Source organism: Pseudomonas sp. DR48, from assembly GCF_019823085.1.
Lineage (GTDB): Bacteria > Pseudomonadota > Gammaproteobacteria > Pseudomonadales > Pseudomonadaceae > Aquipseudomonas.
The window spans coordinates 3,152,243-3,175,256 of sequence record NZ_CP081946.1; the positions used below are offsets into that span (position 1 = coordinate 3,152,243).

Consider the following 23,014-nt stretch of genomic DNA (forward strand, 5'->3'; position numbering starts at 1 on the left):
GGAACGAACTGCAGGTTTGCTACATGTTGATTGAGTTTTCAGTTTCCAATTATCGCTCCTTCCGTGACAGGCAAACCCTGTCAATGGCTGCTACACCGCGCTTGAGCAAAAAGCGCAACATTTTCAAGTCGGTGGCAAATGGAGAGAAGCTGCCGGATTTGCTGAAGGTGGCTGCGATATATGGGCCGAATGCATCGGGTAAATCTTCGCTGATCAGGGCGATGGGCGTCATGGGGACGCTGCTGGCTTCACCGCCAACGTCAAATGATGAACCGCTACCTGTCTCACCGTTTCGGTTTGATCCGCAACTTCATGACGAGCCGAGCTGTTTCGAATACAACTTTATTCAAGGCTCACTTCGATATCGGTTTGTGTTGCGCATGACGGCACAACGAATACTTGAGGAGCACCTCGTTTCATACCCGAAAGGGAAGGAAACACTGTTATATCGGCGTTTTTTGAGTAAGGAAGGCGAGGAGTATGTATTTGGCTCAAACCTTGAGGGAGGCAAAGAGGTTCACAATGCCTGGAGGCGTTTAACCAGCCCCAAGATGTTGTTCATTGCGCAAGCCATCGCGAACAGCAGCGAAGAGCTGACGCAACTGCGACAGCCATTTGCCTGGTTTCAGTCCGGTCTTCTCGTTATTGAGCAGAACAATTTGATGGGGTTGTCGGCGGCATCGATCAGGTTTCTTCAAATGGCATCCGACTACACGAGCGACTTGAGAGACTTTCTGAAGGCCGTTGATATTCCAGTCTCGCAAATTCAGCTCAATACGGATGCGGACGTTTTACCGGTCAGTAAAAAACTGACGCTTAAAGAGTTCTTTGCCGCAGCGCAAAAAGACAAGATAACCCTGACTCACACGAGTCATTTGGGGCGAGCGGAGTTTGATTTTTCAGAGGAGTCCGGGGGTACGAAAAACCTGATCGGATTTTGGCTGCCCTGGTTCATGATCAATCACACCGACGGTAGCGGAATACTGTCTGTCGATGAACTGGACAGTAGCCTTCACCCAACCATAGTCGCCGATTTGATTGAAAAACATTTGGACAGCGGGCTGAACACTCAGCTGATCTTTACGACTCACGATACGCATCTAATGAACGCTCGAACACTACGGCGCGATCAGTTCTGGATCACTGAACGTGATACCAACGGCGCAACGTGCCTTTTCTCCGTTCACGACTTTGAAGGGCGCGAGGGCGAGGATGTTGAAAGGCGCTACTTCGAAGGCCGTTATCGTGGTTTGCCGCTGATCAAGAGGAGGTGATCATGGGGCGCTCGGTACGGTTATTTGATCGAAAAAAATCGCGATTTAAGCAGCAACCCAAGGTGCTCGTTCTTTGTGAGGACAGCAAGTCAGGAAAGCGATACCTGGAGGATGCGGCATTTCACTTTCGAGCCAATGCTCAGGTTGAAGTTGCCCATTGTGGCGTGACTCATCCAAGCGGAATTGTTGAAAGAGCCATTGCACGGCAAAAGGCTTTCGACAAGGTTTTTTGCGCCTTGGACCGCGATACTCACTTTTGCTTCAATCGGGCGATCGACTTGGCGAAGCCACATCCCAAGATAAAAGTGATAGCGTCTTTTCCCTGTTTCGAATTTTGGTTACTGCTGCACTTTGGCTATAACAGGAAACCGTTCGCTGCTGTGGGTGGAAAATCACCGGGTGAACTCGTGGCCAAGAGTCTTAGGTCTCAGCTTCTGATGGAAGGGTATGAGAAGGGTGAAAATGTCAGTCATTTTGATCTGTTAAAGGGAGCGCCTTTCAATACAGCAAGAACACTTGCCCCTCGAGTGCTCAGCGATGCTGCTAAGAGCGGCGAGCCCAATCCCAGTACTGAAATTCATCTGCTAATGAATGAGTTCGAAGCCCTTTCAGTACCTCAGTCGATTTAACGTCCCCACAGCTCGCCCCGGTGCTGCAACCAACACCAGGGCGAAACTCAATTACCGACTAACCTTCCATGCATCCCCCGCAGGCGCCTTCCCGTGGTCATACGGTTTGGCAATCCACATGTAGATCAACCCCAACCCGATAACGATCGCGGTACTCAACACCATCGCGTAGTTGATGTACCACGCAGCATCCGGCGTGCGCGGCCAGGCCATGTTGATGATCGCGCCGACGCCATAGACCAGCGCGCCGATGTTGACCACCCAGCCCCAGGCGCCGAGGGTGAATTTGCCGCTGGGTTTCCAGCCTTTCAGGCGCGCATACAGCGCCGCGAGAACGATCATCTGGAATGCCAGGTAGATGCCGATGGCTGCGAAGCTGACGATGGTTGCCACGGCATCTTGCAGGAAGAAGCCCAGGATAATGATCAGCGCCGGCAGGACGCCGGAGACGAACAGTGCCGCCACCGGAACCTGGGTCGTAGGAGAAATCTTCTTGAGCAGTGAACTGCCGATGACCATTTCGTCGCGAGCGTAGGAGTAGAGCAGACGACTCGCCGCCGCTTGCAGGCTAATAACGCAGGAGATAAACGAAATCATCACCACGCCCATCACCACTTTCGAACCGACCGGGCCGAACGCATTGTTGAGGATGGTGGTGACCGGGTCCTTGTCGGTGCCGTTGATCACAGCTTGCATGTCCGGTACGGCGAGGATCAGCGCCAGGCAGGCGAACATCGCCGCGATGCCGCCGATGTAGATGGTCATGCGCATGGCCACTGGAATCTGCTTGCTCGGATTCGGGGTTTCTTCGGCGACATCGCCGCAGGCCTCGAAGCCGTAGTACAGGAACATCCCCGCCAGCGAGGCGGTGAGGAAGGCTGGCAGATACGAGCCATCAACGCTGATATCGAAAGTGTTGAACAGCACGCTGATCGACTGGTGACGCTCAAAGATCAGCAGGTAAACGCCAACGATCACTGCGCCAACCAGCTCGCAGATGAAGCCGAACATGGCGATTCGCGCGAGTACTTTGGTGCCGCTGAGGTTGACCAGGGTGGCGAACAACGTCAGGAACAGCGCGATGACGATGTTGGTGTTGTTGCTTGGCTCAAAGCCCATCATCGCGGCCAGGTAAGGACCGGCACCGACGGCAACGGCGGCAATGGTCACGCACAGGGCGATGGAGTAGATCCAGCCGACCATCCACGCCCAGCGTTTGCCCACTAAACGGCGAGCCCATGGGTAGACGCCACCGGAAATCGGGAATTGCGAAACCACTTCACCGAAGATCAGGCACACCAGCAATTGGCCGCAACCGACCAGCAAATAGGCCCAGAACATCGGTGGCCCACCGGCGGCCAGGCACAGGCCGAAGAGGGTATACACCCCGACGACCGGGGAGAGGTAAGTGAAGCCCAGTGCGAAGTTTTCCCACAGGCTCATGCTGCGATTGAAGTTGGAGGTGTAACCCAGTTTGCGTAGCTGCTCGGCATCGCTGTCGGCGACGGCTGCGGAGAGTTCGGGTAGTGCACTCATGGTGTGTAAGCTCCGGAAAATCGGCAGATTTCGGATGTCCGAAACCGTGGCGGGGCCGTAAGGCGCTGCCCGGATCGGTGGTTATTGTTTTGGCTTCTTTGGCGTGGAACCTGGTGCTGCTTGTGCCGGTTTCTTCCTTGATATTGCGGTGTTGCCATCGCGAGCAGGCTCGCTCCCACAGGTACGGTAGTGACCCTGCCCGCGATGCGTTTAGTGCTTGAACATCACATGCCGAACGACGGTGTAGTCCTCCAGCCCGTACATCGACATGTCCTTCCCGTAACCGGACAGTTTCTGACCGCCATGGGGCATTTCACTGACCAGCATGAAGTGCGTATTCACCCAGGTGCAGCCGTATTGCAGGCGTGCCGAGAGGCGATGTGCGCGGCCGACATCCGAGGTCCAGACCGACGACGCCAAGCCGTAGTCCGAATCGTTGGCCCAACCCAATACCTGCGCTTCATCGGTAAATTTGGTCACCGAAACCACGGGCCCGAATACTTCGCGGCGTACGATCTCGTCGTCCTGCTGCGCGTCGGCCAGCACTGTCGGCTCGAAGAAAAAACCGTTGCCGTCGACAGCCTTGCCGCCAGTGATCAAACGAATATGCGGCTGAGCCACGGCGCGCTCGACGAAGCCGGCCACGCGGTCGCGATGTTGCGCAGTGATCAGCGGACCCAACTCGGTCGACGGATCATCCTGCAAACCGTACTTGATGCTGCTGACCGCCGCGCCAAGCTTCTCGACGAACTTGTCGTAGATGCCTTTCTGCGCGTAGATGCGGCAGGCGGCGGTGCAGTCCTGGCCGGCGTTGTAGAAGCCGAAGGTGCGTATGCCTTCCACGGCGGCGTCGATGTCGGCGTCGTCGAAGATGATCACCGGAGCCTTGCCGCCCAGTTCCATGTGCATGCGTTTGACGCTGTCGGCGGTGCTGGAAATGATGTTCGAACCCGTGGCAATCGAGCCGGTGAGCGAGACCATGCGCACCTTCGGATGGGTGACCAGTGGGCTACCGACGGTAGGACCACGACCAAGCACCAGGTTAAGCACGCCGGCCGGGAAAATTTCCGACGCCAGTTCGGCCAGGCGCAACGCGGTCAGCGGGGTTTGTTCCGACGGCTTGAGCACCACGGTATTACCGGCGGCCAAGGCTGGGGCGATTTTCCACGCGACCATCATCAGCGGGTAGTTCCACGGCGCAATCGAGGCGATCACCCCGACCGGGTCGCGGCGGATCATCGAGGTGTGGCCCGGCAGGTATTCGCCGCCTGCCGAACCGCTCATGCAGCGACTGGCCCCGGCGAAGAAACGGAACACGTCGGCAATCGCCGGGATCTCGTCATTGAGCGCTGCGCTGTAAGGCTTGCCGCAGTTGTCCGACTCCAGCTTGGCCAGCTCTTCACCGTGGGCTTCGATGGCGTCGGCGAGTTTGAGCAGCAGCAGCGAGCGCTCTTTCGGGGTGGTTTGCGACCAACTTTCGAAGGCGCTGTCGGCGGCGCGCACGGCGGCATCGACCTGGGCTTCGCTGGCTTCGTTGATTTCCACCAGCACACGGCCCAGCGCCGGGTTGAAGACGGGTTGGGCGGGGCCTTCGCCGTCGATCAGTTGGCCGTTGATCAAGAGTTTGGTTTGCATGGCATTGTCCTCTTCAAAACTGTTGTTGTTCTTCTGTGGAAACCAGGCCCTGTGGGAGCGGGCTTGCCCGCGATAGCGGTTTTACAGTCGACACATGTGTCGAATGTCAGTCAGTCATCGCGGGCAAGCCCGCTCCCACAGGGATAATTGTTGTCTGTGAGTTGTTTACTTACCGCCACTGCCCGCCACGCTTTCACCGCCACGGGTCAGGTAATAGGCGCCGAGAATCGGCAGCATGGTCACCATCATCACCAGCATCGCGACGACGTTGGTTACCGGCACATCCCTTGGGCGGCTGAGCTGGTTGAGCAGCCACAGCGGCAGGGTGCGTTCATGGCCGGCAGTGAAGGTGGTGACGATGATTTCGTCGAACGACAGCGCAAACGCGAGCATGCCCCCGGCCAGCAGCGCCGAGCCGAGGTTCGGCAGGACGATGTAGCGAAAGGTCTGCCAGCCATCGGCGCCGAGGTCCATCGATGCTTCGATCAGACTGTGGGACGTGCGGCGCAGGCGGGCGATGACGTTGTTGTAGACGATCACCACGCAGAAGGTCGCGTGACCGACGATGATGGTGAACATCCCGGGCTCGATGCCCAATGTCTTGAAGGTCGCCAGCAACGCGATCCCGGTAATGATCCCGGGCAACGCAATCGGCAGGATCAGCATCAGCGAGATGCCTTGCTTGCCGAAGAAATCACGCCGGTACAACGCAGCCGAGGCGAGGGTGCCGAGCACCAGGGCAATCAAGGTTGCGACAGAGGCGATCTGCAGCGACAACTTGATTGCTTCCAGTACGTCCGGCCGCGCGAACGCCACGCCGATCCACTTCAGGGTGAAACCCTTGGGCGGAAAACTGAAGGCCGCGTCTTCGGTGTTGAAGGCGTACATGAAGATGATCAGGATCGGAAAGTGCAGAAACACCAACCCGCCCCATGCTGCGATCCGCAGGCCCAGCGAAGCTTGCTCCCCCTGCTTTTCAGGTTTTTGTTTTTTCACATCAGAGCGCATCGAAGGCCCCCAGTCGTTTGACGATGGTCAGGTAGATGGCGATCAACACGATCGGCACCAACGTGAAGGCCGCGGCCATCGGCATGTTGCCGATCGCGCCTTGCTGGGCATACACCATGCTGCCGACGAAGTAACCCGGCGGGCCCACCAGTTGCGGCACGATGAAGTCGCCCAGGGTCAAGGAAAAGGTAAAGATCGAACCGGCGGCAATGCCCGGAATCGACAACGGCAGAATCACCTGCATGAAGGTCTGGCGCGGTTTCGCGCCGAGGTCGGCAGACGCTTGCAGCAGCGACGGCGGCAAGCGTTCCAGCGACGCCTGGATTGGCAGGATCATGAACGGTAGCCAGATGTAGACGAACACCATGAAACGACCCAGGTGCGAGGTCGACAAGGTGCTACCGCCCACGCCCGGTATGCCCAGCACGAACTGCAATACCGGCTCCAGTCCGAGGTGTTGAACGAACCACTGCGCCACGCCACCCTTGGCCAGCAGCAACGTCCAGGCATACGCCTTGACGATGTAACTGGCCCACATCGGCATCATGACCGCGATGTAGAAAAACGCTTTGGTCTTGCCCGTGGTGTAACGCGCCATGTAATAGGCGATCGGGAACGCGACGATGGCGCTGGCGATGGACACGACAATCGCCATGCTCAAGGTGCGCAGAATGATGTCGAAGTTTGACGGCTGGAACAGTGCGGTGAAATTCGCCAGGGTCAGTTCTGGCGAGACCGTCATGGTGAAGTCATCGAAGGTATAGAAACCCTGCCACAGCAGCACCAAAAGCGAACCGAGGTAGATCGCGCCGAACCATAGCAGCGGCGGCACCAGCAGCAGCGACAGGTAAAAGTTCGGCCGGCGATACAGCAGGTTGGAAAACCTGCGCAACGGCGAGCCGCTGGCCGGGGTTTGAGGGATAGCCACGCTGGTCATCTCACACCCCGCCGACAACGGTGTCGTGCAGTGGGATCATCGCTTCGCGCGCCCAGCGAGCATTGATGCGCTGCCCGGTCTGGTGCTGGGCGCTGACGTCCAGCCACTGCACGTTGGCCTGACTGATATTGAGGGTCTGGCCGTTTTCCAGCTTCAGTTCATAGCGCGTGGCGCTGCCTTGGTACTGAATGTCATGCAGCACGCCGCTGACTTCGATCTCGTGACTGGCCAGCGGCCCTTCGGCGAAACGCACGTGTTCCGGGCGAATCGAAAACGGCTGTGGATTGCCGCTCAATTGCTTCGCCAGATCACCGCGAATCACGTTCGAGGTGCCGACGAATTCCGCGACGAAGGTGGTCGCCGGCTTCATGTACAGGTTGCGCGGTGTGTCGACCTGTTCAATGCGGCCCTTGTTGAACACGGCCACGCGGTCTGACATCGACAGCGCTTCGGTCTGGTCGTGGGTGACGAAGATGAAGGTGATGCCCAGTTGGCGTTGCAGCTTTTTCAGTTCGCTCTGCATTTGTTCGCGCAACTTCAAATCGAGCGCGCCCAATGGCTCATCGAGCAGCAGCACGCGGGGGCGATTGACCAGGGCGCGGGCCAGTGCCACACGCTGGCGCTGACCGCCGGACAGTTGCACCGGTTTACGCTCGCCGTAGCCGCCGAGGGCAACCATGTCGAGGGCTTCCTCGGCGCGTTTCTGGCGTTCGGCTTTGCCAACGCCTTTGACTTTCAAACCGTAGGCGACGTTGTCGAGCACGTTCATGTGCGGGAACAGGGCGTAATCCTGAAACACCGTGTTGACGTCACGCTCATACGGCGGCAATCCAGCGGCCTCTTCGCCGTGGATTCGGATGGAACCTGCGCTCGGTTGTTCAAACCCGGCGATCAGGCGCAAGCAGGTGGTTTTGCCGGAGCCGGAAGGGCCCAGCATGGAAAAAAACTCGCCGTCCTGGATGTCGATGGAAACCCGGTCTACGGCTTTCACTTCGCCGAATAGACGGGAAACGTTGGTGAACTGGACTGCAAGTGTCATGTTGCGGAACTCCGAAAATCTGAATCTTTAAAAGCATCGCGAGCAGGCTCGCTCCCACATTGGAATGCGTTTACATGTGGGAGTGAGCCTGCTCGCGATGAGGGCTTAGCGGCCGCCCATGATCGCGATGTAGTCCTGGGTCCAGCGGCTGTACGGTACGAACTTGCCGCCTTCGGCCTGCGGGGTTTTCCAGAAGGCCAGGTTGTTGAACTGAGCGTAACCGTTGGATGCACAGCCCTCTGCGCCCAGCAGTTCACTGGCTTTGCAGCCTTCAGGCACGGCTGGCAGCGCGCCGAACCACGCCGATACATCGCCTTGCACTTTTGGTTGCAGCGACCAGTCCATCCACTTGTAAGCGCAATTCGGATGCTTGGCTTCGACGTGCATCATGGTGGTGTCCACCCAGCCCGTCGCACCTTCCTTGGGAATGACAGAGGCAACCGGTTGCTTGTCTGCAACCAGGCCATTGACCATGTAGCCCCAGGTACTGGACGCCACCACGCCTTCGTTTTTTACGTCACTCATCTGGACGGTTGCGTCGTGCCAGTAGCGGTGGATCAAGGGTTGTTGTTTGCGAAGCAGATCCAGCGCGGCCTTGTACTGTTCTTCGTTCAACTCGTACGGGTTTTTGATGCCCAGTTCCGGACGTTTCGATTTGAGATAGAGCGCCGCATCGGCGATGTAGATCGGGCCGTCGTAGGCTTGCACGCGTCCCTTGTTGGACTTGCCGTCAGGCAGGGTTTGCTCTTCGAACACCACGCTCCAGCTGTCCGGCGCGGTCTTGAACACATTGGTGTTGTACATCAACACGTTCGGGCCCCACTGGTAAGGGGTGCCATAGGTCTGCTTATTAACCACGTACCAAGGCGCATCTTTCAGACGCGGATCGATGTTCTTCCAGTTCGGAATCAACGCCGTATTGATCGGCTGCACACGCTTGCCGACGATCAACCGCAACGAGGCGTCGCCCGAGGCGGTCACCAGGTCGTAGCCACCCTTGGCCATCAGGCTGACCATCTCATCGGAAGTCGCCGCGGTTTTCACATTGACCTTGCAGCCGGTTTCTTTCTCGAAACCGGTCACCCAGTCGTAAGCCTTGTCGCTTTCGCCACGTTCGATGTAGCCGGGCCATGCCACGATATCCAGCTGACCTTCGCCGGCACCGACCGCCTTCAGCGGTTCGGCGGCCTGCAGACTGGCGCTGGCCAGCAGCGCGGTGGTGATTGCACTGAACAGTGCGGTCTTGTGCACGAACATGGGATTTCCCTCTTCTTTAATTATGGTCGGGGCAGTTGTGAACGTGGTGAAGCGTGCCGTTAGCGGCTTGTTATTAGCGTAGTCAGAGATGCTGTCCGTGGCGCGCCATGATGTGCCGCACCACGCTGTAGTCCTGGAGCGAATCGCTGGATAAGTCTTTGCCGTAGCCCGAACGCTTCAGGCCGCCGTGGGGCATTTCGCTGACCAGCATGAAATGGCTGTTGATCCAGGTGCAGCCGTACTGCAAGCGCGCCGCGACCTGCATCGCCTTGTCCAGGTTCTGGGTCCAGATGGAGGAGGCGAGGCCGTATTCGGAGTCGTTGGCCCAGTCCACCGCTTGTTCGAGTTCGTCGAAACGGGTCACGGTGACCACCGGCCCGAACACCTCGCGCTGGACGATTTCATCGCTCTGTTTGCAACCGGCGAGCAGGGTGGGCTGGTAATAGAAGCCGGCACCGGAATGCACCGCCGCGCCGGTCACCCGTTCAATGTGCGGTTGGCCGAGGGCGCGTTCGACAAAACTGGCCACGCGGTCGCGCTGGCGGGTGCTGATCAGCGGACCGATCTCGTTGTCGGCATCGCGTTTGCCGGCAAAGCGCAGGCTGCTGACCGCCGCGCCGAGTTCGGCCACCAGGCGGTCGTGAATCCCGGCTTGTGCATAAATCCGGCACGCGGCAGTGCAATCCTGGCCGGCGTTGTAATAGCCGTAAGTGCGCACGCCTTCGACCACTGCCTGAATGTCCGCATCGTTGCAGACGATCACCGGCGCTTTGCCGCCGAGTTCAAGGTGGGTGCGTTTAAGGGTTTTTGCAGCGGCCTGGAGGATTTTCTGCCCGGTGACGATATCGCCGGTCAAGGAGACCATGCGTACTTTGGGATGACTGACCAAATGGCTGCCAACACCTTCACCGCCGCCGCAGACAATGTTGATCACCCCGCGCGGCAGGATTTCGGCCAGCGCGGGCGCCAGGGCCAGAATCGACAGCGGCGTGTGTTCCGAAGGTTTGAACACCAGCGTGTTGCCAGCGGCGAGGGCCGGGGCGATTTTCCACGCGGCCATCATGATCGGGTAGTTCCATGGCGCAATCGATGCGACCACACCAATCGGATCGCGACGGACCATGCTGGTGTAGCCCGGCAGATACTCGCCGCTGAGCTGGCCGGTCTGGCAGCGCACGGCACCGGCGAAGAAGCGGAACACGTCGACCGTCGCGCTCAAATCATCCTGACGGGCCAGGTGCAACGGCTTGCCACAGTTCAGGGATTCGAGGCGGGCGAGGAGGTCGGCTTGTTTTTCGATGGCGTTGGCAATGTCCAGCAACAGGTTCGAACGCTGCTGCGGTGTAGTCCGCGACCAACCGGCAAATGCACGATGGGCGGCAAGGATCGCGGCTTCGACTTGCTCGGTGCTGGCTTCGGCAATGTGCGTCAGCACTTCACCGGTGGCCGGGTTGAGGATCGGCTCGACAAAACCCTGGCCTGCGACCAATTCGCCATCGATCAACAACGCGGTGAACAACGGGGTCTGCGCGCCAGCCATTTTTCGGGTTCTCTTTTCTTGTGTGGCCATGCTGCTCCCTGTGACTGGGGCGCGGCCGTCTTATAGATGTATCAAGACTAGTGCGCGGGCCCGAGGTCGACAAATTCTAAATACTGAAGGTGGCGTTCGATTAAATAGATGGCTTGCGTCCGCCGTGGGGCTGCTCGCGGGCGACCGTCAGGAACGGGTCTACCAACGCCGGCCGCGCGGTGCCGCGACGCCACGCCAGACCGACGTCAAGGGTCTGGCTCAGGTCGGCAATCGGCCGCGCTTCGATGATGTCGCCCTCCAGCGACCAGGGGCGGTAGGTCATGTCGGGCTGGATCGACACACCCAGGCCGGCTGCCACCAGACTTCGCACGGCCTCCGTCGAGGCGGTTCTCAGGGTGATGCGTGGCTGCAGCGAGGCGGCGGACCACATGCGTTGGGCATTGCGGTCCATTTCATCGACGTTCAGCTGAATCAGCGGCTCGCGGGCCACATCGGCGAGGTTGATGCTGTCGTGTTCCAGCAATGGATGCTGGGCCGGCAGCCATAGCCGATGAGGTGAGTGGGTGAGCACTTCAGTCTGCAAGGCATGACGGTCTTCGAGGTTGGAGAGGATCAACACACCAACATCGATCTCACCGCTGACCAGCAAATGCTCGATGTATGGCCGCTCGTCTTCCATCACGCGGATTTCGACGTTGGGGTAGGCGCGCTGGAAGCGGGTGAGCAAATCCGCGAGGTAATAACCGGCCACCAGGCTGGTCACGCCGATGATCAATTGGCCCGCGACCTGATCGGTGCTCTGTTGCAGGCTGCGTTTGGCGTTGTCCACGGTGGCCAGAATCAGGTGTGCCTGGCGCAGGAACTGATGCCCTTGGTGGGTCAGGCTCATGCCTTTGGCGTGTCGGTTAAACAGGCTGACGCCGATCTCCTCTTCCAGTTGCTGGATCGCCAACGTCAATGTCGACTGGGAAATGAATGCGGTTTGCGCAGCGGCAGAGATCGAGCCGGTCTCGGCCACAGCGATGAAATGGCGGATTTGACGCAGGGTCATCATGGGCAATACCCGGTGGGCGGTTTTTATAGATTTAATCGAGTGTATATCTTTTTAATCGATAGCCAGTTTTGACAAGGCAACATCCAGAAGCACTCTCGCCGGGAGAGGCGGGGCACTTTCGATCTAGGCTGATGGCCTCAAGTGTCCGGTTAACCCGTTTCGTGGAGGCGGCAAAATGAATACGCGTGGATTGCTCGATCAACTCCTAAAGTCCGGTCAGGACCTGTTGCAGAACAAGGCTGGCGGCGCACAGAACAAGGCGTCCAACGGCGGCCTGGGCGGATTGCTCGGTGGCAACGGTGGTTCGGGCGGCCTCGGCAGCTTGCTTTCGGGCGCAGGCGGCGGGGCATTGGCGGCAGGCGCCATGGGGCTTTTGCTGGGTAACAACAAGGTCCGCAAAGTCGGCGGCAAAGTTGCCATTTACGGCGGCCTCGCGGCATTGGGCGTGATTGCCTACAAGGCGTATGGCAACTGGCAGGCCCAGCAGGGCACAGCCCCTCAAACCGAACCGCAAACGCTTGATCGTTTGCCGGCGGCACAAGTCGAACTGCACAGTCAGGCAATTCTCAAAGCGTTGGTGGCCGCCGCCAAAGCCGACGGCCATGTCGATGACCGCGAACGTGCGTTGATCGAAGGCGAATTCACCAAACTCGACAACGATCAGCAATTACAGCAGTGGCTGCATGCCGAACTCAGCAAGCCACTCGACCCGGCCGAAGTCGCCCGCGCTGCCAGCACGCCGGAAATGGCCGCCGAGATGTACATCGCCAGTGTGATGCTGGTGGATGAAGAGAGCTTCATGGAGAAGTCCTATCTCGATGAGCTGGCGCGGCAGCTGAAGCTGGAGCCGGGGTTGAAGGTTGAACTGGAGAAGCAGGTGCGTCAGGCTTCAGCCTGACTCGCGCTATTGAAATAGCAAAACCCGCCAGCCTTTCGTGAAGGTGGCGGGTTTTGTTATTTCTGGGGCAATCCTGGCGCGCATTCGACGGCGACCGTTCGTCTAAAACGCCTGCCTACCTGTTATTTCTGACAGTAGTCATTCATGCAGCCTTAAGGCCTGATATTCCCTGTCAACGCCGCTCTATAGCGGCTTCTATCAAAAGGGAGCGTGTGATGACTATTGATAACGGCGTATTACAAGATTTTCCTCCGCAGATTCCCGGTTCAATATCCGATGTTAAAAGCGAAAATCCCGGTGCCGGACAGCCTCTTGTCGGCATACCCCTCAGGCTCACCGAAAGCGGCAGGCTACGTGTTGTCGTTGACCCACCGGTTGATCAGCCAGGCAACCCTGTGACAGACGTAACACTCTTCATAGATGGGGTGAAGGTCGATGTCGCGGCTATCATTGATGACCAGTTACGCCGCAGTTACTTAGTGCCCAGAACCCTGTTACGCGAGGGGCTTCAGCGTTTCACTTACAAGGTGCAACGTCTCAGCGGAAACGTCAGCGAATCGGCTGTGCTCTTTGGGGAATACAGCTTGCATCGTCCCGGCGGCAAAGATGTCGACCCGCGCGATAACTACCACGACGGTCTGAGTATCGAACTGCAGAAAGAGATCATCGACAACGGAGTGGGTCCGATAGAAGCGAAAGCTGGTGTGTGGGTCACCGTGTTTTACTTCTTTATGAAGCTCCACGATGTCATCACGCTCAAGTGGAATGGAGTGGATGTCACGCGTGTTGTCGGGGTGAGCGATGACCCGAATGAGCCTGATGTCGTCGGCAGTCCAATCAAGATATTCGTCACTAAGGAAGTGATAGAAGAGGCCGGTAACAATCCAAAGTCTTTGATTTTGTATACGGTCAAGGATCAGTTGGAAAATTACACCGAACGATCGCTCTGGTCGATTGCGCACGAGATTGATGTAGATACAACAGAAAAGCAGTTCGCTGCCCCCGACCTGATCGAAGACCCTAACGATGAGGATGATGATGCCGAGACCATTGATCCGGTCAAAGTGAATAAAACCGGGTATCTCCACGCGCGGGTGCACGCCTTCAAGGGCCTCTTTGAATCAGGCGATTTCATTCGTGGAAATTACATCTGCACACCCATCAGCGGTCAGCCTGTGACAGATACCTCCGAGGTCCCCGTTAATCGAATTCCATCGACCTATGTGTTGAAAATATCGGCAAACAAGGTCGTCCCGGGCGGCCAAGTGAAGATGACTTGCGACCTGATCAGAAAAGGCATGGTCATTGCCAGTTCATATAGAGCTGTTGCCCGGGTACTTAAAAGTGGAGAGGGCGTTTTACCTGCACCCACCGTGCAAGTGGTTGAAGGCGGCGTTCTGCGTCCCGGGAAAAATCTCGAAGGCGCAAACGCGCGAGTTGAACTCATCGGTTTTCTTCCCGGGGATTTGGCCAAGCTAGTAGTGAAGGGCGCATCAGGGGCAGGTTCACCGACCTTCGGATTCAAATCGTTCAATACCAACTCGCGGGCTAATTTCAAACTCGACACGAGATTCATCAGGGCTAATATTGGACTTAAAGTTGAATTTTCATGGATCCTGTTGCGCGACGGCAAAGAGACCCTCTCCGAGTCATTGCTTATCGCAGTAGAAAGCTACAGCGAGCAGGACCCGAACTTTCCGGCACCTGAAGTTCTAGAGGCGAACGGGCGAGACCTGGATACTCGTTCGTTCATCGGGGATGCCCGTCTCGCTGTTCCACGCTGGCCGTTTATCGATGAGGGCCAGCCGTATACGTTGGACGCGAGTGGAACTGACGCCAATGGCAACTCCGTCACGATCCTGATTGCCAGCGGAAAAGAATTGACACAGGCGGAAGTTGAAAAAGGATTGAAAAAACCCCTCCTGCGTCAAGACCTATTGACGCTCAGAAACAGCAGCGAACTGACGGTCCGGGCAAAAGTAGACCTGCATCCCAACGAAAACGAACAGACGATTGTGACTTTCCCGCTGCAAAGTTATAGGGTCACGACCCTGCCGCTGTTGGTGCCTGCTATTACTTCGGTGAGGGACAGCAAAGGTGAGATAAAAGAACGAGGCTACACCACCGATACTCGCGTTACGGTGATTGTCACTTCAAGCCCGGGACTGGAAGTGCAGATTCTGAATGGAAACTCAGCTGTAAGCACAAAGTTTGCTGACGATAAAGGCATATCGACTCATACTCTTGTGGGACTCGGTTTGACAGGACATCGTCTTGTTGCCAAGACTCTTTTTGGTCCTCAGCCAGAGTCAGCTGCATTTAATTTTACGGTGCTATCTGAGTTGAAGGCTCCCACCATTTCCTACGTCCTATGGAACGGAAACTACGCACCTTCAGGTGGCAACGTGACGGCAGGTACTTGGGTGACGTTCTTCGGGACATGTGATGCTCGCCCATATTTACGAGCACTATTTCTGACCACTCATGTTGGCGGTGGTTACGTATTCCACATTCCGGCAAACCATACAACCTGGACTCAACTCGCCAATTGGCATAGTCGCAGCTATTACCATCATCACGTGCTTGACTACGAGTCGAACCTCTCTTCTAACGTGCATTCAATCAATTGGGTGTAAGCGGAAAAGGACCCCGGCCACACAGGTTTTTCAGCGATTTGCACCGGGTTGAGACGTGGTGTACACCCGTCTTATCAATGAAACACAGCCCTCGGCTATACTGCGCAGCATTTGAATTGTTCCGAGGACTGACTGTGAAGAACTGGACGTTGCGCCAACGCATCTTGGCGAGCTTTGCGGTAATCATCGCCATCATGCTGTTGATGGTCGTCGTCTCGTATTCCCGGTTGCTGAAGATCGAGACCAGCGAAGCCAGTGTTCGTGAGGACGCGCTGCCCGGGGTGTATTACAGCGCCATGATTCGTGGTGCCTGGGTCGACAGTTTCATCCAGACCCAGGAAATGCTTGGTTTCAGGGAAGGGCAGGGCATCAGCACTCAAGATGCCGCAGACTTCAAAACCTTTGAGGCGCGTCTGCACGAGCAGATGAGTAACTATCGCGGCACCATCACCACGGATGAAGACAAGGTCGAGTACGCCGAATTTGAAAAGCTCTATGACAATTACAACAAGGTCCTGGCCGCGGTGCTCGACTTGCGCAAGCGTAATCAGGACGCTGACGCCATTAAGATGTTCAACGAGCAATTGACCCCGGCCTGGACCGCAGGTCGCATGAAACTCAATGACATCATTCGGGAAAACAAAGTGGTGGCCGACCAGGACATCGCCAACATCGATGCCGCCGTCGTCACCGCGAAAGTCATCATGGGCATTTCCCTGTTGGTCGCGGTTCTGGCGGCGGGCTTCTGCGGATTGCTGTTGATGCGCGCGATCATGGCGCCGATGAACCGGATCGTGCAGATCCTTGAAATCATGCGCACCGGCGACCTCAGTGGCCGCCTCAACCTGGAACGCAAAGACGAATTCGGTGCGGTGGAAACCGGCTTCAACGACATGATGACCGAGCTCACCTCGCTCGTGTCCCAGGCCCAGCGCTCGTCTGTACAAGTCACCACCTCGGTGACGGAAATCGCCGCCACCTCGAAACAACAGCAAGCCACCGCCACGGAAACCGCCGCCACCACCACTGAAATCGGTGCGACGTCCCGTGAAATCGCGGCCACGTCCCGTGACCTGGTGCGCACCATGACCGAAGTCTCCACCGCCGCCGATCAGGCCTCGGTGGCGGCCGGTTCCGGGCAGCAAGGGTTGGCGCGCATGGAAGAGACCATGCACGCGGTGATGGGGGCGGCGGATCTGGTCAACGCCAAACTGGCGATCCTCAATGAGAAGGCCGGCAACATCAATCAGGTGGTCGTGACCATCGTCAAGGTCGCTGACCAGACCAATCTGTTGTCCCTGAACGCCGCCATCGAAGCCGAGAAGGCCGGTGAATACGGTCGAGGGTTTGCCGTGGTCGCCACTGAAGTACGGCGACTGGCGGACCAGACCGCCGTCGCCACGTACGACATTGAACAGATGGTGCGTGAGATTCAGTCGGCGGTGTCGGCCGGGGTCATGGGCATGGACAAGTTCTCCGAGGAGGTGCGGCGCGGCATGTCCGAAGTGCAGCAGGTCGGCGAGCAGCTGTCGCAGATCATCCATCAGGTCCAGGCGCTGGCGCCGCGGGTGTTGATGGTCAACGAAGGCATGCAGGCGCAGGCCACCGGTGCCGAACAGATCAACCACGCGCTGGTGCAGTTGGGCGATGCCAGCAGCCAGACCGTCGAGTCCTTGCGCCAGGCCAGTTTCGCGATCGATGAATTGAGCCAGGTCGCCATTGGGCTGCGTGGCGGCGTTTCGCGATTCAAAGTCTGATGAGCGAACTGGCGCTCAAGCGTGGCGCGGTGATGCCCGCGAAGCAGGTGTTGTTCCTGGTGTTTCGCATCGCCAGCGAGCGTTTTGCCTTGCAGGCGATCGAGGTGGCTGAAGTGTTGCCGCGCCTGCCATTGAAACCGATTGCCAAAGCGCCCGCCTGGGTCGCCGGGGTCTTTGCCTATCGCGGCGCAGTGGTGCCAGTGATCGACCTCAGTGCGCTGACGTTCGGCCAACCGGCGCAGCCCCGCACCAGCACGCGTTTGGTGCTGGTGCACTATCGGCCGGACGATGTGACGCCTTCGACCTTGCTCGGGCTGATCCTGGAGCAGGCCACCGATACCTTGCGCTGCAACCCGGCGGACTTTAAGCCCTACGGCCTGGACAATCGCCAGGCACCTTATCTGGGGCCGGTGCGTGAAGACGCGCAGGGTTTGATGCAGTGGGTGCGGGTGGCCGATTTGCTTGATGAACAGGTGCGTGCGCTGCTATTTCCCTCGCCACCGCTGGACCTGGCGTTGCTTGAGGAGCGGCCATGAGTAGCGACAAGCGCTTTTTCGACTTCCTCAAAGAACGAATTGGCCTGGACGTGACGTCGGTGGGCCCGGCGATCATCGAGCGCGCGGTGCGCCAGCGCTGCACCGCGTCCCAGGCGCTGACGGCCGACGATTACTGGCACACGCTGCAAGGTTCGCAAGACGAGCAGCAGGCGTTGATCGAGGCCGTGATCGTCCCCGAGACCTGGTTTTTCCGTTACCCGGAATCCTTCGCCACCTTGGCGAAACTCGCGATCAAGCGGTTGGCCGAGATCAATCACATGCGCGCGCTGCGGATTCTCAGCCTGCCGTGTTCCACCGGCGAAGAACCGTATTCGATCGCCATGGCCTTGCTCGATGCCGGGCTAAAGCCGCATCAGTTCAAAGTCGAAGGCATGGACGTCAGTCCGCTGTCGGTGGAAAAAGCCAAGCGCGCGCTGTACGGTAAAAATTCATTTCGTGGTCATGACCTCGCGTTTCGCGAGCGGCATTTCACCGTGGAAAGCGACGGTTATCGCCTCAGCGAGCGAGTGCTGGAACAGGTGCGTCTGCAAGTCGGCAACCTGCTCGATCCGGCGTTGCTGACCAGCGAGCCGCCTTATGATTTTGTGTTTTGCCGAAACCTGCTGATCTATTTCGACCAGCCGACCCAGCAGCAAGTCTTTGAAGTCCTCAAGCGCCTGACCCATGTCGATGGCGTGCTGTTTATCGGACCGGCCGAAGGCAGTTTGCTGGGGCGTTTTGGCATGCGCTCGATTGGCATTGCGCAGTCGTTTGCCTTCAGTCGCCAAAACACGCCGGCGCCGGAGACGCTGCCTGTTTTCGTTCCGACGCCGTTGCCGGTGCGCCAACCCGTGCGCAGCGTGACACCCGCGCCGGTGCGCAATCGTCCGTTCACCACCCTCACACCGCCGACCGTCACCCCGAAAGCCTCGGACGCTGCCGCGTTGCTGGCGAACATCGCCGCCCTGGCCAACGAAGGTAAAAGTGCCGAAGCACGTGATGCCTGTGAACACTATCTGGATCAACATGAACCCGTGGCCCAGGTGTTTTACTGGCTGGGGCTGCTCAGCGATGTCGCCGGTCATGTCCTGCAGGCCCAAGGGTTTTATCGCAAAGCGTTGTACCTCGAACCGCAACATCCCGACGCGTTGATGCACCTGGCTGCCTTGCTGCAGTCATTGGGCGACACGGCGGGTGCCCGACGATTGCAGGACCGCGCCGCCAGAAACGGACGCGCCGACAGTGAGCGTAATCGATGAGCGCCTCCGACACCTTGAGCCTCACCCACGAAGATGCCCAGGCCATCGACGACTGCTGGAACCGCATCGGTATCCACGGTGACAAGTCCTGCCCGCTACTGATCGAACACATTCACTGCCGCAATTGCGCAGTGTATTCCGCTGCGGCCACCCGCTTGCTGGATCGCTACGCCTTGCAGCAGAACGACCTCGAGCAGGTCAGGGCAGTGGTCGAAACTGACGTGAAAACCCGCTCGCTGTTGATGTTTCGTCTCGGCGAAGAATGGCTGGGCCTGACCACGCGCACGCTGGTGGAAGTCGCGCCGCTGCAAGCGATTCACTCCTTGCCGCACCAGCGCTCCCGAGCCTTGCTCGGCGTGGCGAACGTGCGCGGCGCGTTGGTCGCGTGCTTGTCGCTGGTGGAATTGCTGGGGCTCGACGGCACCGGCATCGTCAATGTGGCGGCTGGCACGCGGGTGATGCCGAGGATGCTGATCATTGCCGCTCACGGCGGGCCCGTTGTGGTGCCGGTGGATGAAGTGGACGGGATTCACGCCATCGACGAGCGCATCCTTGATGCCGCGTCGGAGTCCGGCACCCAGGCCAGCGGCAAATACACGCGAGGCGTGTTGCCATTCAAGGGGCGCAGCCTGCGATGGCTGGATGAAGAACAGCTGTTGTCCGCCGTGACCCGGAGCCTCGCATGACCCCCGAGCAAATGCGTGATTCCTCTTTGCTGGAATTGTTCAGCCTCGAAGCTGAGGCCCAGACCCAGGTGTTGAGCGCGGGCCTGCTGGCGCTTGAACGCGATCCGACCCAGGCCGCTCACCTGGAATCGTGCATGCGCGCCGCCCACTCGCTCAAAGGCGCGGCACGGATTGTCGGCGTCGATGCCGGGGTCAGCGTCGCCCATGTGATGGAGGATTGTCTGGTCAGTGCGCAGGAAGGGCGCCTGTACCTGCGTCCCGAGCACATTGACGCCTTGCTGCAAGGCACCGATTTACTGATGCGGATTGCGACGCCGGCCCAGGCGCCCACCCCGGCGGAAATCGACGTGTACGTGGCGCTGATGGCGGCATTGCTGGATCCGCTGGCGCTGGCCGCGCCCATGAGCACGCCGATCGCACCGTTCATGACCGCGCCTGAACCGCAAGCGGCCGCCGTCGAGGTGTTCGTTCCGGTCGTCGAGCCTGCATCTGTTGCCCCCGTCGATCCGCCGCGCAAGAACAGACGTACCACTGACAATGGCGAGCGCGTGCTGCGGGTCACCGCGGAACGGTTGAACAGCCTGCTCGACCTGTCGAGCAAATCCCTGGTCGAAACCCAGCGTCTCAAGCCGCACCTGGCCACGATGCAGCGCCTCAAACGCCTGCAGAACAACGGCCTGCGCGCCCTGGAAAGCCTGAATGTCCACCTCAAGGAGCATTCCTTGAGCCTCCAGGCCCAGGAAGCCTTGGATGATGCCCGTCGACTGCTGGCCGAGTCCCAGCAACTGCTGGTGGAAAAAAACGCCGAGCTGGATGAATTCGCCTGGCAGGCCAGTCAGCGTGCGCAGGTGCTGTACGACACCGCGCTGGCCTGTCGCATGCGGCCATTCGCTGACGTATTGGGCGGACAAGCGCGCATGGTCCGCGACCTCGGTCGCAGTCTTGGCAAGCAGGTACGACTGGAGATCGAGGGCGAGAAAACCCAGGTCGACCGTGACGTGCTGGAAAAACTTGAAGCGCCGCTGACGCATCTGCTGCGCAACGCCGTCGACCACGGCATCGAATCTCCCGAGCAACGCTTGCTGGCCGGTAAGCCGCCAGAAGGTTTGATTCGTCTGCGCGCCTCCCATCAAGCCGGCTTGTTGGTGCTGGAATTGAGCGACGACGGTCACGGCGTCGATCTGGAGAAGGTCCGGCGCAGCATCATCGAGCGTCAGCTATCTCCCGCTGAAACCGCCGCGCAGTTGAGCGAGGAAGAGCTGCTGACGTTCCTCTTCCTGCCGGGTTTCAGCCTGCGCGACACGGTCACCGAAGTGTCCGGGCGCGGCGTTGGCCTGGACGCGGTTCAGCACATGGTCCGTCAGTTGCGCGGAGCAGTGGTGCTGGAGCAGACGGCGGGCGAGGGCAGCCGTTTTCACCTTGAAGTGCCGTTGACGTTGTCGGTGGTGCGCAGTCTGGTGGTGGAGGTCGGCGACGAGGCCTACGCATTTCCGCTGGCGCACATCGAGCGCATGTGCGACCTGGAGCCTTCGGACATTGTTCAGATCGAGGGGCGCCAGCATTTTTGGCATGACGGTCGGCACGTCGGGCTGGTCGCGGCCAGTCAACTGCTGCAGCGACCGGCGAACCAAAACAGTCAGCAGACTCTCAAAGTGGTGGTGATCCGCGAGCGCGATGCGATTTACGGGGTGGCGGTCGAAAGGTTCATTGGCGAGCGGACGTTGGTTGTACTGCCGCTGGATGAGCGTCTGGGCAAGGTGCAGGACATTTCCGCCGGCGCCTTGCTGGATGACGGGTCGGTGGTGCTGATCGTCGATGTCGAGGACATGTTGCGTTCGGTGGACAAACTGCTCAACACCGGGCGTCTGGAGCGTATTGCCCGTCACGGCAGTCAAGCTGTCGAGGCGGCGCGCAAACGGATCCTGGTGGTTGACGATTCGCTGACCGTTCGCGAATTGCAGCGCAAGCTGTTGCTCAATCGTGGATACGACGTGGCCGTTGCGGTCGACGGTATGGATGGCTGGAACGCCTTGCGTTCGGAGGATTTCGATCTGCTGATCACCGACATTGACATGCCACGCATGGACGGCATCGAACTGGTGTCTTTGTTGCGCCGGGATAACCGTCTGCAATCTCTGCCGGTGATGGTGGTGTCCTATAAGGACCGAGAAGAAGACCGGCGTCGTGGTCTGGACGCCGGAGCTGACTATTATCTAGCCAAAGCCAGTTTTCATGATGACGCCCTGCTTGATGCGGTGGTTGAGCTCATCGGAGGAGCGCGGGCATGAAGATAGCCATCGTCAACGACATGCCCATGGCCGTAGAGGCCTTGCGCCGGGCCTTGGCGTTTGAACCGGCGCACGAGGTGGTGTGGGTCGCCAGCAACGGGGCGGAAGCGGTGCAGCGTTGCGCCGAGAATACCCCCGACCTGATTCTGATGGACCTGATCATGCCGGTCATGGACGGCGTCGAGGCCACACGGCAAATCATGGCGCAGACCCCGTGCGCCATCGTCATCGTCACGGTCGACCGCCAGCAGAACGTGCACCGGGTGTTCGAGGCCATGGGCCATGGCGCGCTGGACGTGGTCGACACCCCGGCCCTCGGCGCCGGCAATGCGCAAGAGGCGGCGGCCCCGTTGTTGCGCAAGATCATGAATATTGGCTGGCTTATCGGTGACAAGGGCAATCGGGAGCGATCGGCTCCTGGCCCGCTGCGCGGTTCCGCCACCCGTCAGCGCTTGATTGCTATCGGCTCATCCGCTGGTGGGCCGGCGGCGTTGGAAGTGTTGCTTAAGGGCTTGCCGCGCGATTTTCCGGCGGCGATTGTCCTGGTCCAGCACGTCGACCAGGTGTTTGCCGCCGGCATGGCCGAGTGGCTCGCCCGTTCCAGCGGCCTGAACGTCCGCCTGGCCCAGGAAGGTGAGCCGCCGCAGGCCGGCACCGTACTGCTGGCCGGCACCAACCACCATATCCGCTTGTTGAAAAACGGCACGCTGGCCTACACCGCCGAGCCGGTCAACGAGATCTATCGCCCCTCGATCGATGTGTTTTTCGAGAGTGTGGCCAATTACTGGAACGGTGACGCCGTAGGCGTTTTGCTCACCGGAATGGGGCGCGACGGCGCACAAGGGCTTAAACTCATGCGCCAACAGGGTTACCTGACAATTGCTCAGGACCAGAACAGCAGTGCGGTGTACGGGATGCCGAAGGCGGCAGCGGCCATCGAGGCGGCGATGGAAATTCGCCCACTGGAAAAGATAGCGCCCCGATTGCTGGAGGTTTTCTCGAAATGACGGCTTTTCACAGCGATCCTGGCCCAAGTAGTAATCAGGTGACTGCA

Annotated in this window: 18 protein-coding genes; 10 read left to right on the forward strand and 8 right to left on the reverse strand. The window is 58.9% G+C overall.

The genetic code is table 11. From position 1 onward, the window contains the following. Positions 1 to 23 precede the first annotated feature (23 nt). Positions 24 to 1,274, forward strand: coding sequence for an AAA family ATPase (locus K5K95_RS14155; RefSeq protein WP_222589922.1), 1,251 nt, complete (start codon positions 24 to 26; stop codon positions 1,272 to 1,274). A 2-nt stretch (positions 1,275 to 1,276) separates the two neighbouring features. Further along, positions 1,277 to 1,903, forward strand: coding sequence for an RloB family protein (locus K5K95_RS14160; RefSeq protein ID WP_222589923.1), 627 nt, complete (start codon positions 1,277 to 1,279; stop codon positions 1,901 to 1,903). 51 nt (positions 1,904 to 1,954) lie between these two features. On the opposite strand, the gene K5K95_RS14165 is transcribed toward K5K95_RS14160, so the two are convergent. The 8 genes from K5K95_RS14165 to K5K95_RS14200 form a co-directional block, all read right to left on the reverse strand. Further along, positions 1,955 to 3,439, reverse strand: coding sequence for an APC family permease (locus K5K95_RS14165; RefSeq protein ID WP_222589924.1), 1,485 nt, complete (start codon positions 3,437 to 3,439; stop codon positions 1,955 to 1,957). Between the two features lie 210 nt (positions 3,440 to 3,649). After that, positions 3,650 to 5,074 carry a gamma-aminobutyraldehyde dehydrogenase gene (locus K5K95_RS14170; protein WP_222589925.1) on the reverse strand — a complete coding sequence of 475 codons (1,425 nt, stop codon included), beginning with the start codon at positions 5,072 to 5,074 and terminating at the stop codon, positions 3,650 to 3,652. Positions 5,075 to 5,239: 165 nt separating this feature from the next. Next, entirely contained in the window at positions 5,240 to 6,082 is an 843-nt protein-coding gene (locus K5K95_RS14175; protein WP_222589926.1) for an ABC transporter permease, read from the reverse strand. After that, on the reverse strand, positions 6,072 to 7,019 hold the full coding sequence (locus K5K95_RS14180; RefSeq protein WP_222589927.1) for an ABC transporter permease: 948 nt from the start codon (positions 7,017 to 7,019) through the stop codon (positions 6,072 to 6,074). Before K5K95_RS14180 ends, K5K95_RS14175 begins: the two co-directional genes overlap by 11 nt. A 1-nt stretch (position 7,020) precedes the next feature. Continuing rightward, positions 7,021 to 8,058, reverse strand: a complete 1,038-nt coding sequence (locus tag K5K95_RS14185; protein WP_090187970.1) for an ABC transporter ATP-binding protein — start codon at positions 8,056 to 8,058, stop codon at positions 7,021 to 7,023. Between the two features lie 105 nt (positions 8,059 to 8,163). Then, positions 8,164 to 9,315 (reverse strand): putative ABC transporter substrate-binding protein YdcS, encoded by a 1,152-nt coding sequence (ydcS, locus tag K5K95_RS14190; protein WP_222589928.1) that lies wholly within the window; start codon positions 9,313 to 9,315, stop codon positions 8,164 to 8,166. 82 nt (positions 9,316 to 9,397) lie between these two features. Further along, on the reverse strand, positions 9,398 to 10,885 hold the full coding sequence (locus K5K95_RS14195) for a gamma-aminobutyraldehyde dehydrogenase (RefSeq protein ID WP_090187964.1): 1,488 nt from the start codon (positions 10,883 to 10,885) through the stop codon (positions 9,398 to 9,400). 100 nt (positions 10,886 to 10,985) lie between these two features. Beyond that, positions 10,986 to 11,900 carry a LysR family transcriptional regulator gene (locus K5K95_RS14200; RefSeq protein WP_090187962.1) on the reverse strand — a complete coding sequence of 305 codons (915 nt, stop codon included), beginning with the start codon at positions 11,898 to 11,900 and terminating at the stop codon, positions 10,986 to 10,988. A 175-nt stretch (positions 11,901 to 12,075) separates the two neighbouring features. Here K5K95_RS14200 and K5K95_RS14205 point away from each other — a divergent pair, with 175 nt between their 5' ends. From K5K95_RS14205 to K5K95_RS14240, 8 genes are all read left to right on the forward strand, one after another. Beyond that, on the forward strand, positions 12,076 to 12,798 hold the full coding sequence (locus tag K5K95_RS14205; RefSeq protein WP_222589929.1) for a tellurite resistance TerB family protein: 723 nt from the start codon (positions 12,076 to 12,078) through the stop codon (positions 12,796 to 12,798). Positions 12,799 to 13,013: 215 nt separating this feature from the next. Continuing rightward, positions 13,014 to 15,434, forward strand: a complete 2,421-nt coding sequence (locus tag K5K95_RS14210; RefSeq protein WP_222589930.1) for a hypothetical protein — start codon at positions 13,014 to 13,016, stop codon at positions 15,432 to 15,434. Positions 15,435 to 15,568: 134 nt separating this feature from the next. After that, positions 15,569 to 17,191 (forward strand): methyl-accepting chemotaxis protein, encoded by a 1,623-nt coding sequence (locus tag K5K95_RS14215; RefSeq protein ID WP_222589931.1) that lies wholly within the window; start codon positions 15,569 to 15,571, stop codon positions 17,189 to 17,191. Next, a complete protein-coding gene (locus K5K95_RS14220; protein WP_222589932.1) occupies positions 17,191 to 17,727 on the forward strand; it encodes a chemotaxis protein CheW in 537 nt (178 codons plus the stop codon). The genes K5K95_RS14215 and K5K95_RS14220 overlap by 1 nt, the downstream gene beginning before the upstream one ends. Next, on the forward strand, positions 17,724 to 18,986 hold the full coding sequence (locus K5K95_RS14225; protein ID WP_222589933.1) for a CheR family methyltransferase: 1,263 nt from the start codon (positions 17,724 to 17,726) through the stop codon (positions 18,984 to 18,986). The genes K5K95_RS14220 and K5K95_RS14225 overlap by 4 nt, the downstream gene beginning before the upstream one ends. Continuing rightward, complete coding sequence (locus K5K95_RS14230; RefSeq protein WP_222589934.1) at positions 18,983 to 19,672, forward strand: chemotaxis protein CheW; 690 nt, start codon at positions 18,983 to 18,985, stop codon at positions 19,670 to 19,672. The genes K5K95_RS14225 and K5K95_RS14230 overlap by 4 nt, the downstream gene beginning before the upstream one ends. Beyond that, positions 19,669 to 21,960, forward strand: a complete 2,292-nt coding sequence (locus tag K5K95_RS14235) for a hybrid sensor histidine kinase/response regulator (RefSeq protein WP_222589935.1) — start codon at positions 19,669 to 19,671, stop codon at positions 21,958 to 21,960. The genes K5K95_RS14230 and K5K95_RS14235 overlap by 4 nt, the downstream gene beginning before the upstream one ends. Then, complete coding sequence (locus K5K95_RS14240) at positions 21,957 to 22,967, forward strand: chemotaxis response regulator protein-glutamate methylesterase (protein ID WP_222589936.1); 1,011 nt, start codon at positions 21,957 to 21,959, stop codon at positions 22,965 to 22,967. Before K5K95_RS14235 ends, K5K95_RS14240 begins: the two co-directional genes overlap by 4 nt. Positions 22,968 to 23,014 lie beyond the last annotated feature (47 nt).

Excerpts from the sequence above, each read along its gene's own strand:
- K5K95_RS14155 (WP_222589922.1), top strand. The coding sequence starts at position 24 with ATGTTGATTGAGTTTTCAGTTTCCAATTATCGCTCCTTCCGTGACAGG.
- K5K95_RS14160 (WP_222589923.1), top strand. The coding sequence starts at position 1,277 with ATGGGGCGCTCGGTACGGTTATTTGATCGAAAAAAATCGCGATTTAAG.
- K5K95_RS14165 (WP_222589924.1), bottom strand. The coding sequence starts at position 3,439 with ATGAGTGCACTACCCGAACTCTCCGCAGCCGTCGCCGACAGCGATGCC.
- K5K95_RS14170 (WP_222589925.1), bottom strand. The coding sequence starts at position 5,074 with ATGCAAACCAAACTCTTGATCAACGGCCAACTGATCGACGGCGAAGGC.
- K5K95_RS14175 (WP_222589926.1), bottom strand. The coding sequence starts at position 6,082 with ATGCGCTCTGATGTGAAAAAACAAAAACCTGAAAAGCAGGGGGAGCAA.
- K5K95_RS14180 (WP_222589927.1), bottom strand. The coding sequence starts at position 7,019 with ATGACCAGCGTGGCTATCCCTCAAACCCCGGCCAGCGGCTCGCCGTTG.
- K5K95_RS14185 (WP_090187970.1), bottom strand. The coding sequence starts at position 8,058 with ATGACACTTGCAGTCCAGTTCACCAACGTTTCCCGTCTATTCGGCGAA.
- ydcS (WP_222589928.1), bottom strand. The coding sequence starts at position 9,315 with ATGTTCGTGCACAAGACCGCACTGTTCAGTGCAATCACCACCGCGCTG.
- K5K95_RS14195 (WP_090187964.1), bottom strand. The coding sequence starts at position 10,885 with ATGGCCACACAAGAAAAGAGAACCCGAAAAATGGCTGGCGCGCAGACC.
- K5K95_RS14200 (WP_090187962.1), bottom strand. The coding sequence starts at position 11,900 with ATGATGACCCTGCGTCAAATCCGCCATTTCATCGCTGTGGCCGAGACC.
- K5K95_RS14205 (WP_222589929.1), top strand. The coding sequence starts at position 12,076 with ATGAATACGCGTGGATTGCTCGATCAACTCCTAAAGTCCGGTCAGGAC.
- K5K95_RS14210 (WP_222589930.1), top strand. The coding sequence starts at position 13,014 with ATGACTATTGATAACGGCGTATTACAAGATTTTCCTCCGCAGATTCCC.
- K5K95_RS14220 (WP_222589932.1), top strand. The coding sequence starts at position 17,191 with ATGAGCGAACTGGCGCTCAAGCGTGGCGCGGTGATGCCCGCGAAGCAG.
- K5K95_RS14225 (WP_222589933.1), top strand. The coding sequence starts at position 17,724 with ATGAGTAGCGACAAGCGCTTTTTCGACTTCCTCAAAGAACGAATTGGC.
- K5K95_RS14230 (WP_222589934.1), top strand. The coding sequence starts at position 18,983 with ATGAGCGCCTCCGACACCTTGAGCCTCACCCACGAAGATGCCCAGGCC.
- K5K95_RS14235 (WP_222589935.1), top strand. The coding sequence starts at position 19,669 with ATGACCCCCGAGCAAATGCGTGATTCCTCTTTGCTGGAATTGTTCAGC.
- K5K95_RS14240 (WP_222589936.1), top strand. The coding sequence starts at position 21,957 with ATGAAGATAGCCATCGTCAACGACATGCCCATGGCCGTAGAGGCCTTG.